Below are 16,364 nucleotides of genomic sequence, written 5' to 3'. Positions count from 1 at the left end.
TTGTTTTAATGTCGTTAAATTATAGTATTGAACTCCAAGGAGTTATTTTGAATATTGCTTTTAGAACTGAACGTTTACTCTTACGCTTCGCACAAATAGCAGATGCGGCGGAGTTACTTAAGTTAGTTAATCAGGCCAACTTTATTAAATACATTGGTGATAAAGATATTTATACCCTAGACGACGCTAAAAAATACATCAAAGACAGCTTTATAGCTGCCCATAAAGAGCACGGTTTTGGGCCTTATATGATCACACTCCATGATGAAACTGTGGTTGGTATTGTTGGTTTTTATCAGCGAGCGACTATGCAACATCCCGATTTAGGGTTTGCGTTAAAAGTCGGCTTTGAAAAAAAGGGATATATTTTTGAAGCAGCTACAATACTTTTATATAACAGGCATAAATTAGGTATAAAAGATGTATGCGCAATTACTTCAACGGCTAATTTAGGATCTCAAAATGTACTATATAAACTGGGTTTTACTGAGGTGGGTAAGGCAGTAATCAATGCTGATAAAACCACCATCAAAGTGTTTATTTATGATTGAGTCTTGTTTTTTCAATTGTGTTCGCCACATTTGAATTTATCTCTAGCCACATTTTTTCAAGGGTCGCGACTAATGAATTGTAGCCATCGTCGTCTATTGGCATAACATTTGAGAAGTTATGAATGCTTATTAAACGTCTGCCTGATTCTGGGTGGGTATAGTACAAACGCCATAACCCTGAGATATCTGCGTTACCTTGCAGATCGCCGTTAAAGTGATGTAATTCATATTCTATTTCATAAAATATTTGTTGTTGTTGGTCGGTAATGACCGGCAATCCTTTTATAACCATCCAGTTGCTCATGGCATTAAATAATGTTTGTTGCGCAGTTGTTGTAAGCATTACATCCGGCGATTCGCCCCACAAGTGATAATTAGCAGCATGAACTTGATTATTATCTACTTTCATAGCAATACCCCGGTTATTCAATGTCCCCCTTAAGGTAACTGTGTGCACCCTGAGTTGTGCTTTTGTATTTTGCACATTTCGCGAAGAGTCAGTTATGGGTTGTTCAAATTGGTAATATTGAGTTGCAGTTTGAATAGCCGAACTACAACCACTGATAAAGAGAACACTTGTTAAAAGTAAAAATAGTGCTTTCATTATTGTTTCCTCGGTTGCGGGTCGCTAGGCAGTGACTTATCAAAAATGAGCATGTTAGGCTGTTCGTTTAAACCACGAGTAAGTGGTTGGAATTCTTCAGATAAACGTTTAATTTGCAGCAGTGTTTGTTCAAGCTGGTGGTGCATTTGTGAGCCTGCTTGATAGCTTGCCATTGTTTTATCGAATTGACGCATGGTTATTTCAAACTGTTCCATGCTTTTGGTTATTTTTTCGAGATTACGATTAAAGTCACCGGGTAAATTTTGGGTGTCAGGTTTACTTAATAATGTGCGCATTTCACTGGCCAATGCTTGATACTCGCTGAAAGTTGTTTGCATTTTTGCCAAACTGTCTTCAATTTTTAAATTATTTACCTTATTCAGCACATCAGACACTTGGTCAGCAAGCACCGTTATACCGCTCGATACACTAGGAAATACATCATATTGAGCAAGCTTTTTAAGTTCGCTTTTAGGGGTGTCGGTATAAAAGTCAAAATCAACATAAACTGCACCGGTTAACAAATTCCCTGGCTTTAATGATGCCCTCATACCATTTTTTATCCACTCGATTATGCTTGATTTCCAATACTCTTTAGCTAAGGCGTTGTTGTGGTATAAACGTCCATATTCCACTTTGATCAATACAGGGACAGCGGTGTTTTTAGCACGAAAGTGAGCGGGTTTGCCATCTATTATTACGTTCGCGGGAGCTTCAACTACAGTACCTATGCGTGTTCCTCGGTACTCTACTGGCGCACCCACGCGTAACCCCCGAATGGATTGTTCAAATTCGATAAGGTAATAATCAAAGTCATAAAAGCGCTCTTCTAGAGCTTGTTTGTAACTCTGGCTTAAAGAAAAGCTATGACCGTCTTGTGCTAAATCGCCAGGAGTTTGCTGTTCAGGTAGTCCGACAGAGATCCCACCTTTCAATAATTTGCTTAAAGAACCAGTGTTAATGTTGATACCATCTGCGGAAAGATCTATTTCTATCCCTGAGTTAACCCAAAAAATAGAGTTTAAGGTGATCAAGTTCTCATAGGGGGCTTTAATAAAAATACCGTATTGCATTGCTTGGTTTTTCCAATCAAAAGTGGCGGTTTCTATTTGGCCTATTTTATAGTTTTTAAAAAATATGCCAGTACTCACATCAAGTACTTCTGCATTGTAACTGAGTAACTTAAAACGGCCACCTTGAACATCTTTGCCTATTAATGCGGGTTCCTCTTGAAGTTTAAACTGCTTCTTTAGTTGTTTACTTTCGCCTGGCGAAAACTCTAAATAAACGCCTGAGAGCAAAGTGCTCATGCCACTAATGCCTGTTTCATCTATACGAGGTTTTACCACCCAAATACGGGCATCTTCAGTAAGCAAGTTATCGTAGTTTTTATCTATTTGTGCCCGTGCAATAACACTGTCTTGGCTGTCAGAAAGACGGACGTGATCAATTTGTCCTATTTTAACACTACGTACTTTAATTTCTGTTTTACCGGCAACAATGCCCTCTGCTTGTGGCATGCTGATGTAGATTGTTTGCCCTTTATTTAATTGGTATTGATAAAGCATCCAAATACCTACCAATAAGGCAACCACGGGAATAATCCAAATCGCAGAAATACGTGTTTTTTGTGCTACGTTGGCTGTTTTAGTCATGCTTTATTCTCTGCGTTTTTATTTTTAGGTGAATCCCACAGTAAACGAGGGTCAAATGCGTGTGCTGCCATCATTTGGCATAATACCATAACAGTAAAAAAGACGATGCCTAAACCCGGTATAACCGACATCAAATTACCTAGCTGCACTAATGCAACTAATATAGCCACAACAAACACATCAATCATAGACCATTTTCCTATAAATTCAGTAAGTTGATACACTTTTGTGTAACCTTTTGTATGCAGGTTGGCGGGTTTTGTAACCATAAAACATAAAAAACTTAAAATGAGCGCTTTCGCTAATGGCACCACCACACTTGCAAAAAAGATAATCAGCGCAATTGGGTACGAGCCACTATTCCATAAAGTAATAACACCAGAAATAAGCGTGGCAGGGGTTTCATCCCCAAGGCTGATAGTGTACATAATGGGCAGTAAATTCGCGGGGATATAACAAATTACGGAGGTAACTAGCCAAGCTGCTGCTTTTTGAACGCTGTAGGGGTTTCTTAAGTAGGTTTTACTATGGCAACGAGGGCAGGTTAAATCAACACTCAATTGGTGGCAAACATGGCAGGCTTTTATATTATCGTCTATTGCACGTTCTGCGCCTGCACTACTTTGAAGCCGAGTTGCCGGGCTTACCTGCGACCACAACCTTGCACGATTTAGCCGTGTTAACGCACTAACATAAAAAATTACAAATCCCACATAGGCAAAAAAGCTGGTACCAAAGCTAACCTCAGCTAATGACATTATTTTAACCATACTAACCAAAACACCAATCAAAAATATTTCTGACATGATCCAAGGCTCAAGCGCCAAGGTAAATTTTAATAGCCTTCTTGCAATTGTTTGCGGCAGCGCTTTGAGTACCCCTAAATGCAAAGGGATCAAAATAATGAGCAAACTCATAGGCAGAATAATAATGCTGATATCAATAAACAGGCCGAGTAGGTCACTATCATAATTAAATAAAATGCGAGCAGCGTCAGGTAGGGTAATTGTTTGGGTAATACCATTGCTACTAAAAGAAATAAACGGATAAAACATACTACTGAGTAACATCAGCAGTGCGCTGAAGCTTAATGCGACTATTTCGGTATCATGGTTAACATTAACACCGCGAACCTTGTGGTTGCAGCGAGGACACAGTGCGACTTGTTTGGCATTAATTTCTGGAATTTCAATGATAAGATCACAGCTTGGGCAGGCAGTTTGCAAAATGTTAGCTTATAGTTAATTCAATAATTTAAATATTGCTATAATTAATAGCTAAATACAAACACTGCGGCTAAATTACTAATAAGTAACCCCAAAAACTGAAAATAAAAACGGATTAGGTGATAGTGTGAAAGTGGTTTTTTTATTGGCATTAGTATGTTTATGTAGCGATAGCTTTGCATTTATCAAAGATAATAATCAGCAACGAGTTACTATTGCTGCTAACCCTACAGTTGCACCTTATGTAATAAGTGAAAATGATTCAGGAATTCAGCTCGAAATTGTAAAAGCAGCACTAAGTAATCAAGATATAAACGAAGTCGATGTACAGTACATGTCAAATCAACGTGCAGATGCCTTATTAAACCAAGGTCATGTTGATATCGCATTAAATTATTCAGGTATTTTAATTACTGGCATATATCGAAGCCAATCTGTTGTCAGCTACGAAAATGTAGTTGTGAGTCTTAAAAAGAGTAACTTCACTATTAATACTATTTACGATCTGGCCACTAAAAGCGTTTTAGCATTTCAAAACGCACCCGCTTATTTACCAAAAGAGTTTGGCCACAACTTAGAGAATTTAAGAGGCTATGAAGAAGTACTCAACCAACAAGCGCAGATACATCACTTAATGGCAGGCTGGGTTGATACGATTATTCTCGATAGACGCATATTCCTTTACTACTTAAAGGAATATCAAAAAACCAATGCCAAAAAAGATTTTGTTATCCATGCTATTTTTCCACCTGCGGCAAGACCTGCGTATTTTAAAAATGATTTGCTGAGGCAGCAATTTGACCAAGGCTTAGCCAACATAATTCAAAGCGGTGAATATCGCACCATAATGCTTAATTTAGATAAACAATATACCCAGCGCGACTTCACTCGTTTTTAATTGTTAATCAAATAAAGCCACGGTTTGGCGGGTTAGTGCAATAAGCTCGCCTGATTGCGACCAAATACAGCCATCTTCAAGTCCGTAGCCATCTTTTGAGTGATGAGTAATTGCTTCAAACCCCAGCCATTCACCCGGGACTAAGTTAGGTGCTTGTACAAATTCTAAATACCACGACATACTACTTGCCGGTGCTGGTTGTTTAAACATTTGCAGCAATGTTGGCGGCCATGCGTCAGTAAGGGCAATAACATGAGCTTCTGTAATTACTTCTGGCGTATGTTTAAAGCGCATCCAACCACCTAAATGAGAGGTTTCAGCACTGCTAAACGGCATGGCTCCTTGTTGAGGGCATAAATCAACATGTTGGAAAAACTCTGGCATTTGCCCAGGTACAAATCCTAAACAGTGACGTTCGTTCACAGGGTGTAAGCTTAGCGACTTTGATACCGGTACATTAATTGATGAATTACGGTTTTTAGCAAAACAGGCCTGTACAATAACGCATACTGCGTCATCTTGAATGGCTTTGGCGAGCACTTGGGTACTGCTTTTCCCTTCACGTAATATTTCTACCGACAAAGAAAATGGCTTTTCAGCCAATAATGGGCCGACAAAGTTTGTACTTAAAGAAAGCAGTCGTCTTGATGAATCAACGTTATTGCGCATTGCTTGATAAAGAAGCGCCGCAGAAAGTCCGCCAAAAGCGGTTCGACCTTGGCACCAATTAGCAGGGAACTGCATGGTATTGATTTCTTGATCTGTTTCCTTACTTACTTGAGAGGCGAGTTGTAATAATTGTTCAAAGTGCACAAATAATGTCCTTTTGATGTTATTTACTAAATTTATATCACACACAAACTCATCAGACCAGACAATAAAGGTCCTCTTAAATAACAAAAAATGAACAATCCTTACTCTTTTTAGGGTTATTTAGTAAATAAATTAAAAAAAATGAATTTTTTTTCATTTTTACAGTTGAATTAAGTTTGTGGCATCCCTATTAACTAGTCATCGAACGTATTAACGAATTTAGAAGTTGGAGAAGATTCATGGGTAGAATTATTGGAATCGATTTAGGTACTACTAACTCTTGTGTTGCAGTACTTGATGGTGACAAAGCACGTGTTATTGAAAATGCGGAAGGCGATCGCACAACCCCGTCTATTATTGCTTACACGCAAGACGGTGAGACTTTAGTAGGTCAACCTGCAAAACGTCAAGCGGTAACTAACCCAACAAACACATTGTTCGCAATTAAGCGTTTAATTGGTCGTCGTTTTGAAGACGAAGAAGTACAACGTGATATCGGCATCATGCCTTTCAAAATTATCAAAGCTGATAATGGCGACGCATGGGTTGAAGCGGGCGGCGAAAAACGCGCTGCACCACAAATTTCTGCTGAAGTACTGAAAAAAATGAAGAAAACAGCTGAAGACTTCTTAGGTGAAGAAGTAACTGAAGCGGTAATCACAGTACCGGCATACTTTAACGATTCACAACGTCAAGCAACCAAAGATGCTGGCCGTATTGCGGGTCTTGAAGTTAAACGTATCATTAATGAGCCAACGGCAGCTGCACTTGCATACGGTATGGATAAAAACCGTGGCGAAAACGTAGTAGCGGTATATGACTTAGGTGGTGGTACTTTCGATTTATCAATTATTGAAATTGATGAAGTTGAAGGCGAGCACACATTTGAAGTTCTAGCGACTAACGGTGACACCCACCTAGGTGGAGAAGATTTCGATAACCGTGTTATCAACTACCTAGTAGCTGAATTTAAGAAAGATCAAGGTATCGATTTACAAACTGACCCACTTGCTATGCAACGTGTTAAAGAAGCAGCAGAGAAAGCAAAAATTGAGCTTTCATCAGCACAATCTACAGAAGTAAACCTTCCGTATGTAACCGCTGATGCGTCTGGTCCTAAGCATATGAACGTGAAATTAACACGTGCTAAGCTTGAGTCATTAGTTGAAGACTTAGTGACTAAGTCAATTGAACCGCTTAAGCGTGCACTTGCTGATGCAGACCTATCTGTGAACGATATCAACGATATCATTCTAGTGGGTGGTCAAACTCGTATGCCACTTGTTCAAAAAACAGTAGCAGAGTTCTTCGGTAAAGAGCCACGTAAAGACGTTAACCCTGATGAAGCAGTTGCAGTAGGTGCAGCGATTCAAGGTGGTGTACTTGCAGGCGACGTGAAAGACGTACTATTACTAGACGTATCACCATTATCTCTAGGTATTGAGACGATGGGTTCAGTAATGACGGCACTGATTGAGAAAAACACGACGATTCCTACTAAGAAATCGCAAACATTCTCAACAGCAGAAGATAACCAATCTGCGGTAACCATTCATGTGCTACAAGGTGAGCGTAAACGTTCAAGCGACAATAAATCTCTAGGTCAATTTAACCTAGAAGGTATTCGCCCAGCACAACGTGGTACACCACAAATCGAAGTAACATTCGATGTGGATGCGGATGGTATCTTACATGTATCTGCTAAAGATAAAGACACAGGTAAAGAGCAAAAAATCACCATTCAAGCGTCTTCAGGTTTAAGTGATGAAGAAGTTGAAAAAATGGTTCGCGATGCAGAAGCACATGCAGAAGACGATAAAAAGTTTGAAGAGCTAGTGGCTGCACGTAACCAAGCTGACGCACTTGTTCACGGTACACGTAAACAAATTGAAGAAGCGGGTGATGCACTACCAAGCGAAGACAAAGAAGCAATTGAAGCGGCTGTTGTTGACCTTGAAGGAGCAATTAAGAGCGACGACAAAGCAGAAATTGAAGCTAAAACACAAGCACTTGCTGAAAAGTCTCAAAAACTAATGGAAATTGCCCAAGCTAAAGCACAACAAGCAGGTGGTGATGCCGGTGCAGAGCAACAACAGTCTGCTAAGCAAGACGACGATGTTGTTGATGCAGAGTTCGAAGAAGTTAAAGACGACAAGTAATTGTTACTAACGCTTCTCGCTAACCGAAAACACCATGACTACATTGTGTGTTTAAGTTAGGATGAACACCTGAGGCGCGTAGGCTAAAGCTTAACGCGCCTTTTGTATGTAAGAGATGTAAGTAAAGTGCTTTAAAAATTCAATGATAAATCGATATGATTTATCGGTTTGTCCAGCAGCTAGCGCTGCACATAGAAAAGAGTAGTGTGATAGATATGTCAAAACGCGATTATTACGAAGTCCTCGGCGTAAGCAAAGATGCGAGTGAGCGAGACATAAAAAAAGCGTATAAACGCTTAGCGATGAAATATCATCCAGATCGTACCGCCGGTGATAAAGACCTTGAAACCAAGTTTAAGGAAGTAAAGGAAGCCTACGAAATATTAACGGACGATCAAAAACGTCAAATGTATGACCAATACGGCCATGCAGCCTTCGAACAAGGTGGTGGCGGCGGTCACGGTGGCTTTGGCGGCGGCCAAGGTGATTTTGGTGATATTTTTGGTGATGTATTCGGTGATATTTTTGGAGGCGGCGGTGGCCGACGCCAATCTCGCCAGCAGCGTGGTTCAGATTTACGTTACAACATGGACTTAAGCTTAGAAGAAGCGGTTCGTGGTAAAGACGTTGAAATTAAAGTACCGACTTGGGTTAGTTGTGAGCCGTGTGATGGCAGCGGTGCCAAAGCGGGTTCTAAGCCAAAAACATGTACAACCTGTCACGGTGCAGGCCAAGTACAAATGCGCCAAGGCTTTTTTGCTGTACAACAAACTTGTCCAACATGTCATGGACAAGGTCAAATTATTTCAGATCCTTGTAACAAATGTCATGGCCAAGGCCGCGTAGAGAAAACCAAAACATTATCGGTAAAAATTCCAGCAGGTGTCGATACAGGTGACCGTATTCGTTTATCTGGCGAAGGTGAAGCTGGTATGCATGGCGCACCAGCAGGTGATTTGTATGTGCAAGTGTCGGTTCGTGAACATAAGATATTTGTTCGTGAAGCGAACAATTTATACTGTGAAGTGCCTATTAGCTTTACTACAGCAGGCCTTGGCGGTGAAATTGAAGTGCCAACATTAGACGGCCGTGCAAAACTTAAAATACCGTCAGAAACACAAACGGGCAAAATGTTCCGTATGCGTGGCAAAGGTGTTAAGTCTGTACGCAGTGGTGCTCAAGGTGACTTAATTTGTAAAGTGGTGATTGAGACACCAGTGAACCTTAACGAGCGTCAACGTGAGTTGCTAACTGAACTTGAAGAAAGCATGGGCAAAGATAGCTCAAAGAACCGTCCAAAAGAACAAGGCTTTTTTGATGGTGTTAAAAAGTTTTTTGATGACCTAACTAAGTAATTATTAATCTATTAAATAAAAATGGCGCCAATAGGCGTCATTTTTTTTAATATAAAAGTTAGTTTAATGATCTAAGAACAGGTAATTTTGCCAGCTTTTCATTCTGATCAATACCTTACGCATTACCGAAACATGCTCAAAGTGGTCAGAATAAACAGCGATTTCAGCACTGGTGCCTTTAGGTAAGTCATATTCACTCATATCATCGATTAGCTTTAATACAACAACAACTTGACCATTACGATTAAAATTTTTGCTACTCATTAATGTACCTTGTGCTTGCACTTGACCTTCAGCCATGGCCGGTAATACAGAGACTATTTCTCCGGCAAAGGCTTTTCCTGGAATAGCCTTAAAAATAAAGTCAGCTTTATAGCCTGGCTTTAAACGCAATGCTGAGTTTTGACGAAATAAAGCAACAAACTGAGCTTCTTCATCGTGCACAAACGACATTACAGGACGAAGTGGCATAGGAACAGCCATCATACCAGGGCGTAAGGTTAATTGGGTTACATAACCATCAGTAGGTGCATAAATATTGGTACTATCAAGGTTAAATTGCGCCTGTTCAAGGCGTGCTTCAGCTTGAGCGACAATGGTTTGCTTACCATTTACCTCTGATTCAAATGCAATACGTTGGCGATCTTCTTCAGCTTGCGAAGCTTCGTAGGTCGCTTTTGCCGCGTAATATACCCCCTTCATATTATCAACACTGCCTTTAGAGTAAGCGCCTTTTTTCGCCCCCTCCTGATAGCGATCAAACTCAAGCTTACTGCGAAAGTATTCAGCTTTTGCTCTTAGAGTGCTTGCTTGGGCTGATTTGAATGATGCTTCTAAACCTTTGGCTACTTGAATAGCATCTTGCAACTGTGCTGTGGCCTCATTTACTTTTGCTTGATAAGGTGTGTCGTTAATGCTGAATAGCAAATCGCCAGCTTTCACTTTTTCATTAGGTTTTACTGTAATATCTGTCACAATACCGCGAACATTAGGAATGATAGGAGTCGTTATATATACATTGCGTGCAATATTTGCATGTGGGTGGTTATAATTCATCACTAAAATAAGCGTGCCGATTAAGAGTACGCCACCTAAAATTGCCGTAGGAACCGTCCATTTTGTTAGTGGTATATTAAAAATTCTAAATATCGCAATACATAGCGCGGTGTAGGTTAGTATTAATAGTAAATCCATTATGCACTCTTATTGTTTGTATCGTTTAGTTGTTTCTGTAGGCTCTCAACTGTTGCTGTTAATTGCGTTACTTGTGCGGCAAGCTCATCATGTTCTTGCTGTAAATGATTAAAGCCCCAACCACGATCGTCACGCCATATAGTTGCCCAAATCCACAAAAAAGGCCAAATAACGTGAAGTGTAAATAGACTAACCCACCCAGCGTAATGAATTGCATCTAGGTGTGGGTGATTACGTTTTTTAGCTATCTCGTAGGGAATATCATGCAATGCAATAATTCCGTAAAATAAAAAAATACCAACAAATACTAGTATTCCTAAGGCAAAGTAATCTAAAAACATTCAGTGTCCTTTTTTGTTATTTTACAATTAAGACGGATATGGCAAGGTTTTAACGGCAATCTTAATTATATATACCATTTACATTAGGTTTGATTTTTGTAAAAGTAAAGGTTGTTAATTATTTAATAGGTTTGTGTAGGTTTAGAGTCGGTTTACTCAAAAAACGCTTACAGGATATGATTATTTTGAGTGCCAGTGCTTGGAGTTTCTTTTGTCAGAATAAATTATTCATCTAATAACTATATCATTAGTTTTCAAGTGAATAATAAAATCATATGGGAAAACTTGAGTATTTATTTAAAAAAAAGCTGTGGCAGAAGTGTTCTTCATTTTTAACTTTCACATAATGTCTTGAAATGTAGTTTTAGTAGAAGTTTGTATGAAATGATTAACCAATGGAGGTGAGTATGACGCCAGCTATTCAAATGCTTAAAAGCTCTAACGTTTCATTTACTACTTTAAGCTATGAGCACGATGTAAACAACACTAATTACGGCCTTGAAGCAGTTGAAAAGCTAAATCTTAATAGCGCTCAAGTATTTAAAACATTGGTGTTAGAAACCTCAGAACAACAACTAATTGTTGCTGTGACGCCAGTTACTCAGCAGATTAATTTGAAGCAATTGGCTAGGCTCTGCGCAGTTAAAAAAGTAATGCTGGCAGAGCCGCAAAAAGTACAGGCAAGTACAGGGTATATTTTGGGAGGCGTTAGCCCGCTTGGACAAAAAAAGCGCTTAAAAACCTACATACACTCAAGCGCATTAGACTTTGATACTATTTATGTGAGTGCCGGTAAGCGAGGGCTTGAAATTGCACTCAGTCCAGCATGCTTAGCTGGGCTTATTCAAGCTTCGTTTGGTAATTTTTAAATGCTCTATTATCAAACTTGCAAAGTGTAAATAAAACTGATTATTTGCTTCAACAACTATAGTTAACTAATGTAGATACTACCTATAACAGTTTTTGTTAATTCAGTTTGATAAAAATTTGTTTGCACCTACTTTGGTTAAACATTTATATGAGAATATTAGTTGTTGATGACATGCCATTAATGCGCCATGTGCTCATTAATATGTTGAGGCAGTTAGATTATAAAGACATTGTTGAAGCAACCGATGGCCTGCAAGCATTGACTATACTGCAAAATCAGCTCATAGATTTGGTTATAACAGATTTACATATGCCAAAAATGGATGGTCTAAACTTACTTGATGCGATTAGAAACGATACTGAGCATGCTCAGCTTCCCGTACTTATGGTGACCTGTGAAGACAACTCTGAGACCGTAAAAAAGATAATTAATTCAAAGGTGTCAGGGTTTATTATAAAGCCTTTCTGTATGAATGTACTGTCGGCTCAATTAACACGTTTAGCTAATAAAGTTTAATAACACAATATTTTTTAACATAATTACCTAATCAATAATAACTCTGATCAGTAATGCTTACTCCCATCAATTTCTTTTCTATCATGTGATAGCATGTACGCCTTAGTAATCGTAAAATAACCATTGAGGTAGTATGGCTAAGCCCAATAAAAAAGGGCCTACAAAAACGGTCGATATATTTTGTTCTGCGTGCAAAGCGCCTTTATTTAAATATCGTAAAGGGGGCAAAGGGGCGTTGGTAAAATGTTTTATAGAACGAATAACCCAAGATCACACTCATACTGAATGTGTATGCCCTGGCTGTGAGCGGCCTTTTGCCCGCCCAGCGACGATAAGAGGGACTGCAGCTTATAAAATGATAGGTGGTAAAGTCACTTTTAAATAAAGTAGCTATTTAACCCAAACTATCAAGAGGCGGACATAAGCCCTTGTTTGCTTTTTTTTCACTGGTAAACTTCGCTGGTTTTGCTGTTTCAATGATTGAAAAAAACCCTCCCCATGGATTGGGCCAGTCAGTTGGGTTTTAAAATGGAAAAGGATAGACGTGTGATTGCACTTTTATTTGATATTGTTGGTATGAGTGGCACTTTTTTAGTGGTTGGTTCGTTTTTTTTACTGCAACTAAATAAAGTATCGCCAAAAAGTTTGACGTATAATTTAATGAATCTAAGCGGCGCTATTTTGTTGCTTATCAGTCTTTGTTATAACTTTAACTTAGCGAGCTTTGTGATTGAAATATTTTGGATTGCAGCCTCATTAATTGGTTTGTATAAGTACTTTAAAGACAAACCAGCGCTTGCAAAAGCGTAGACTAAGCTAAAACAGCATCCCTTTTGCAGGGAATTGAACCGTGAAATATTTTTTGTTTCACGGTTTTTTAGTTTCAGTACACTTGTTAACAAAAAGTTTCTTCTGCAAAGGCCTATAAATCGATACAATAGTGGCTATTAGTTATTATTAGCACCTTGGTGTTACAGGCGTTTATGTTCTCCATTCCTAAAAAAATTATTTTTGCTTGTATTCTGTTAGTGCTGTTGTTGGTGGTTACATTTTCATTTGGCCGCGCTTATGATTTAGGCCAAGCTAAAATTCAAGCTGACCAACAGGTCATTCAATTAAATAATTATATTGATAATGAACTCGCGCGCTTTGCAGCTATTCCTCAGCTCCTCACAGAAAATAATTTATTGATTCGTTTTACTAATAATGAATCACAACACTTTAATGCTATTAATAATTACTTGGCTGATATTCAACAAGCCAGCGGTGCCTCAGATGTATACATACTAGATCCCCTTGGCGACGTTATTGCAAGTAGTAACTGGCAAACCGACTATACGTTTTTAGGGAGCAACTTTGCATTTAGACCTTATTTTAAACAGGCTTTTGCTGGAGAAAAGGTCGCTTACTTTGCCCTCGGACAGCGCTCGAAAGAACGCGGAATATACTTTTCTCAGGCTATTTATCTAGATGGTAAAGCCATTGGCGTTGTGGCACTAAAAATTAATGTCGCTAAATTTGAAAACGATCGTTCGTTATTAAATACTTCAAAAGGCAGTCATTTTTATTTGCAGCTTGCGGATAAAATTATTGCTATGTCGGATGAGCCAGCATGGCGTTTAAACACGTTTACAGAGCTTGATATTACTACACGCCGCGATATTAAACAGCGCCGTGCTTACTTAGATCATCAACCGTTACAAATAAAGCAGCAGCGCTACAAAAGTCAGGGCATTGAGCAATTTAAAATTGCTAAAGATGAATATGTTGCCGCTTCAAGACCACTGACACACCTAAATGCAACGATGACGGTATTGGTTGATATTTCAAGCATAAATGCATTACAGGTGCCCAGATTGTTATGGCTGGTGTTGTTTTATTGGGTATTTATTTTTGTCGGATATAGCTTATTGGCACGCTTTGCCGGATATAAAAAATTACTGTACTCGCGTCACAGTTTAGAACTTGAAGTATTAGAGCGCACCCAAGCGCTTGAAAAAGCGCAAACAGCACTAGTACAGTCGGCAAAATTAGCCACAATAGGGCAACTAAGTGCGGGTATTAATCATGAAATTAACCAGCCACTGAGCGCCATGAACACTTATTTGGCAAGCGCTAAAATTTTCCTCAAAAAGGGGAAACTCAATGCATTAAGTGAAAATTTAATTATTATTGAGAATTTGGTAGAGCGGGTGCATAAAATAGTGGCGCAGCTTAAATACTTTAGTAAGCCGGCGACAATGCAATTGCGACCACATCCACTGTCGGCGTTATTAAATAATGCGTTGATGATCACCCACCCGCAACTTAAACAAGACGATGTTAACGTCAGTGCTCCGCAGTTTTCGCAAGAGATCACGGTGTGGGTTGATGCATTAAAATTTGAACAAGTACTGGTTAATGTGATCACCAATGCGTCACAAGCAATGAAAGGTGAGCCTAAACGAGAGCTTAGTTTCGATGTTGAGTGTTTTGAGGAGCGCGTTAAGCTTTCTATTTTAGATAGTGGTCCAGGTATTGAACACCATGTGCTGGGATCTATTTTTGAACCCTTTTACAGTACCAAGTCAAGTAATGGTTTAGGGCTGGGCTTATCAATATCAAAGCAAATTATTGATTCATTTAATGGTTACTTAACGGCGCACAATCGCCCTCAAGGCGGTGCACAGTTTATTATTAGTTTATCAAGCATAGAGGCCCCAAAAAATGATTGAAGCCGTTGTTTGTAAGCAAGTGGTTGTTATTGATGATGAGGCGATGATCCGTGATTCGTTAAATCAGCTTTTAACCCTCGAAGGGTATGAGGTGCAGTGCTTTAGTGATGCGAGTATTGCTTTAAGCCGTTTAAGTCGCAATTTTTATGGCGTTGTCCTCAGTGATATAAATATGCCAACTATGGATGGTTTAACTTTTATTGAGCAGGTAAAAGCATTCGACAGTGAACTTCCGGTAATATTTTTAACAGGTTATGCCGATGTTTCTGTAGCGGTTAGAGCAATGCAGTTAGGTGCTTATGATCTATTTGAAAAACCCCTGAACGAAAATTTATTAGATTGCATTGCTAGGGCCTCAGACAACCGTGCTTTAGTTATGGAAAACAGAGCTCTGAAGCGTGCGGTTGAAAAGACCTCCGCGCCCGGTGTGCGCATTTTAGGCGAGACCCTTAAAATGCAGCACATGATGAACTTACTCAACACAGTGATTGATACACCCGCAGATGTATTAATTGAAGGTGAAACTGGAACAGGTAAAGAATTGGTTGCCCGTTACTTACATGATCATAGTAACCGTTCAAGCTGTCAGTTTGTGGCTATTAACTGTGGCGCGGTGCCTGAGCAACTAATAGAAAGTGAATTGTTTGGTGCTGTTAGTGGTGCATATACCGGCGCAACACAAGATCGCAAAGGCAAGTTTGAGTTTGCACAAGGCGGCACGGTTTTTTTAGATGAAATTGAAAGCACTCCCTTGTCACTACAAGTTAAATTACTACGGGTGCTTGAAGAGCGAAAAGTTACTCCCGTTGGTGCAAATAAAGCCATTGACCTTGATATTCGTATTGTTGCGGCCACTAAGGTCGATTTACTTTCGTTGGTAGAAAAAGGTGAGTTTAGAGCCGATTTATACTATCGATTGAGTTTAGTTAAAGTCAGCATTCCCGCGTTAAGAGATAGAAAAGCCGATATTCCTTTGTTGTTTAAGCACTTTAGCTCTATTGCGGCCACTCGTTTTCATAAACCTTTGGGTGCGCTTAATATTGAGTTACAACAGCGCCTACTTGCGCATGATTGGCCAGGTAATGTTCGTGAATTAAGAAACCAGGCTGAACGAGCGGTACTACTTGGCCCCGATCTGGCTTTTGCACAGAGTGACTCAAGCAGTAGTGGCTCGTCGTTATCATTGGACTTAAGCCTTGCAGAAAAGGTCAGCTTTTATGAACAGTCTTTAATTGAAGAAGCCTTAGAGCTTAATCATGGCAGTATTAAAGACACCATGGCAACGTTGCAAATCGCGCGCAAAACCCTCTACGATAAAATGAGTAAATATAACCTTAATCGAGATATGTTTACCGATTAGTGGGTGGAAATGGTGATAGTAGGTATTTAAAGTGTGTGGAAATCCGCACATTTTAAAGCTTTTTATCATGGTTTTATTTTTTAAGTCACTGAAATTTATTGTTATTA

At 39.3% G+C, this 16,364-nt stretch carries 16 protein-coding genes; 10 read left to right on the top strand and 6 right to left on the bottom strand.

Annotated features, from left to right (window positions below; genetic code table 11):
• Positions 1 to 8: 8 nt before the first annotated feature.
• Positions 9 to 551, top strand: coding sequence for a GNAT family N-acetyltransferase (locus tag P3J6_RS08210; RefSeq protein WP_442960223.1), 543 nt, complete (start codon positions 9 to 11; stop codon positions 549 to 551).
• Here P3J6_RS08210 and P3J6_RS08205 read toward each other — a convergent pair.
• From P3J6_RS08205 to P3J6_RS08195, 3 genes are read right to left on the bottom strand one after another with little or no spacing between them, the layout of a single operon-like run.
• Entirely contained in the window at positions 538 to 1,155 is a 618-nt protein-coding gene (locus tag P3J6_RS08205) for a PqiC family protein (RefSeq protein WP_198522690.1), read from the bottom strand. The genes P3J6_RS08210 and P3J6_RS08205 overlap by 14 nt on opposite strands.
• Positions 1,155 to 2,810 carry an intermembrane transport protein PqiB gene (pqiB, locus tag P3J6_RS08200; RefSeq protein WP_198522689.1) on the bottom strand — a complete coding sequence of 552 codons (1,656 nt, stop codon included), beginning with the start codon at positions 2,808 to 2,810 and terminating at the stop codon, positions 1,155 to 1,157. The genes P3J6_RS08205 and pqiB overlap by 1 nt, the downstream gene beginning before the upstream one ends.
• Positions 2,807 to 4,036, bottom strand: a complete 1,230-nt coding sequence (locus P3J6_RS08195) for a paraquat-inducible protein A (RefSeq protein ID WP_198522688.1) — start codon at positions 4,034 to 4,036, stop codon at positions 2,807 to 2,809. The genes pqiB and P3J6_RS08195 overlap by 4 nt, the downstream gene beginning before the upstream one ends.
• 127 nt (positions 4,037 to 4,163) lie before the next feature.
• On the opposite strand from P3J6_RS08195, the gene P3J6_RS08190 reads away from it, so the two are divergent.
• Positions 4,164 to 4,934: a substrate-binding periplasmic protein gene (locus P3J6_RS08190; protein WP_198522687.1), complete on the top strand. Its 771-nt coding sequence runs from the start codon at positions 4,164 to 4,166 to the stop codon at positions 4,932 to 4,934.
• A gap of 3 nt (positions 4,935 to 4,937) precedes the next feature.
• On the opposite strand, the gene P3J6_RS08185 is transcribed toward P3J6_RS08190, so the two are convergent.
• The gene (locus P3J6_RS08185) at positions 4,938 to 5,747 is read right to left on the bottom strand and encodes an acyl-CoA thioesterase (RefSeq protein WP_198522686.1); all 810 of its coding nucleotides are present in this window, start codon (positions 5,745 to 5,747) and stop codon (positions 4,938 to 4,940) included.
• Between the two features lie 239 nt (positions 5,748 to 5,986).
• Between P3J6_RS08185 and dnaK the strand changes: the two genes are divergently transcribed.
• Both dnaK and dnaJ read left to right on the top strand, forming a co-directional pair.
• Positions 5,987 to 7,906, top strand: a complete 1,920-nt coding sequence (dnaK, locus tag P3J6_RS08180; RefSeq protein ID WP_138621414.1) for a molecular chaperone DnaK — start codon at positions 5,987 to 5,989, stop codon at positions 7,904 to 7,906.
• Between the two features lie 215 nt (positions 7,907 to 8,121).
• The gene (gene dnaJ / locus P3J6_RS08175) at positions 8,122 to 9,261 is read left to right on the top strand and encodes a molecular chaperone DnaJ (RefSeq protein WP_198523788.1); all 1,140 of its coding nucleotides are present in this window, start codon (positions 8,122 to 8,124) and stop codon (positions 9,259 to 9,261) included.
• A gap of 63 nt (positions 9,262 to 9,324) precedes the next feature.
• On the opposite strand, the gene P3J6_RS08170 is transcribed toward dnaJ, so the two are convergent.
• Together P3J6_RS08170 and P3J6_RS08165 are read right to left on the bottom strand one after the other, a co-directional pair.
• Positions 9,325 to 10,455 (bottom strand): HlyD family secretion protein, encoded by a 1,131-nt coding sequence (locus P3J6_RS08170; protein WP_198522685.1) that lies wholly within the window; start codon positions 10,453 to 10,455, stop codon positions 9,325 to 9,327.
• Positions 10,455 to 10,796 carry a DUF3302 domain-containing protein gene (locus P3J6_RS08165; protein WP_198522684.1) on the bottom strand — a complete coding sequence of 114 codons (342 nt, stop codon included), beginning with the start codon at positions 10,794 to 10,796 and terminating at the stop codon, positions 10,455 to 10,457. Before P3J6_RS08165 ends, P3J6_RS08170 begins: the two co-directional genes overlap by 1 nt.
• Positions 10,797 to 11,203: 407 nt before the next feature.
• On the opposite strand from P3J6_RS08165, the gene ybaK reads away from it, so the two are divergent.
• From ybaK to P3J6_RS08135, 6 genes are all read left to right on the top strand, one after another.
• Positions 11,204 to 11,665, top strand: a complete 462-nt coding sequence (gene ybaK / locus P3J6_RS08160) for a Cys-tRNA(Pro) deacylase (RefSeq protein WP_198522683.1) — start codon at positions 11,204 to 11,206, stop codon at positions 11,663 to 11,665.
• Positions 11,666 to 11,814: 149 nt separating this feature from the next.
• The gene (locus P3J6_RS08155; RefSeq protein ID WP_198522682.1) at positions 11,815 to 12,183 is read left to right on the top strand and encodes a response regulator; all 369 of its coding nucleotides are present in this window, start codon (positions 11,815 to 11,817) and stop codon (positions 12,181 to 12,183) included.
• Between the two features lie 133 nt (positions 12,184 to 12,316).
• Positions 12,317 to 12,568 (top strand): hypothetical protein, encoded by a 252-nt coding sequence (locus P3J6_RS08150; RefSeq protein ID WP_010389011.1) that lies wholly within the window; start codon positions 12,317 to 12,319, stop codon positions 12,566 to 12,568.
• 161 nt (positions 12,569 to 12,729) lie between these two features.
• Positions 12,730 to 12,993, top strand: coding sequence for a CBU_0592 family membrane protein (locus P3J6_RS08145; RefSeq protein ID WP_010389010.1), 264 nt, complete (start codon positions 12,730 to 12,732; stop codon positions 12,991 to 12,993).
• 173 nt (positions 12,994 to 13,166) lie between these two features.
• Positions 13,167 to 14,897, top strand: coding sequence for a sensor histidine kinase (locus P3J6_RS08140; protein WP_198522681.1), 1,731 nt, complete (start codon positions 13,167 to 13,169; stop codon positions 14,895 to 14,897).
• A complete protein-coding gene (locus tag P3J6_RS08135) occupies positions 14,890 to 16,257 on the top strand; it encodes a sigma-54-dependent transcriptional regulator (protein ID WP_198522680.1) in 1,368 nt (455 codons plus the stop codon). The genes P3J6_RS08140 and P3J6_RS08135 overlap by 8 nt, the downstream gene beginning before the upstream one ends.
• Positions 16,258 to 16,364 lie beyond the last annotated feature (107 nt).

It is taken from the genome of Pseudoalteromonas sp. 3J6 (assembly GCF_903995135.1).
Lineage (GTDB): Bacteria > Pseudomonadota > Gammaproteobacteria > Enterobacterales > Alteromonadaceae > Pseudoalteromonas.
This window is presented reverse-complemented; position numbering and strand designations above follow the sequence as displayed.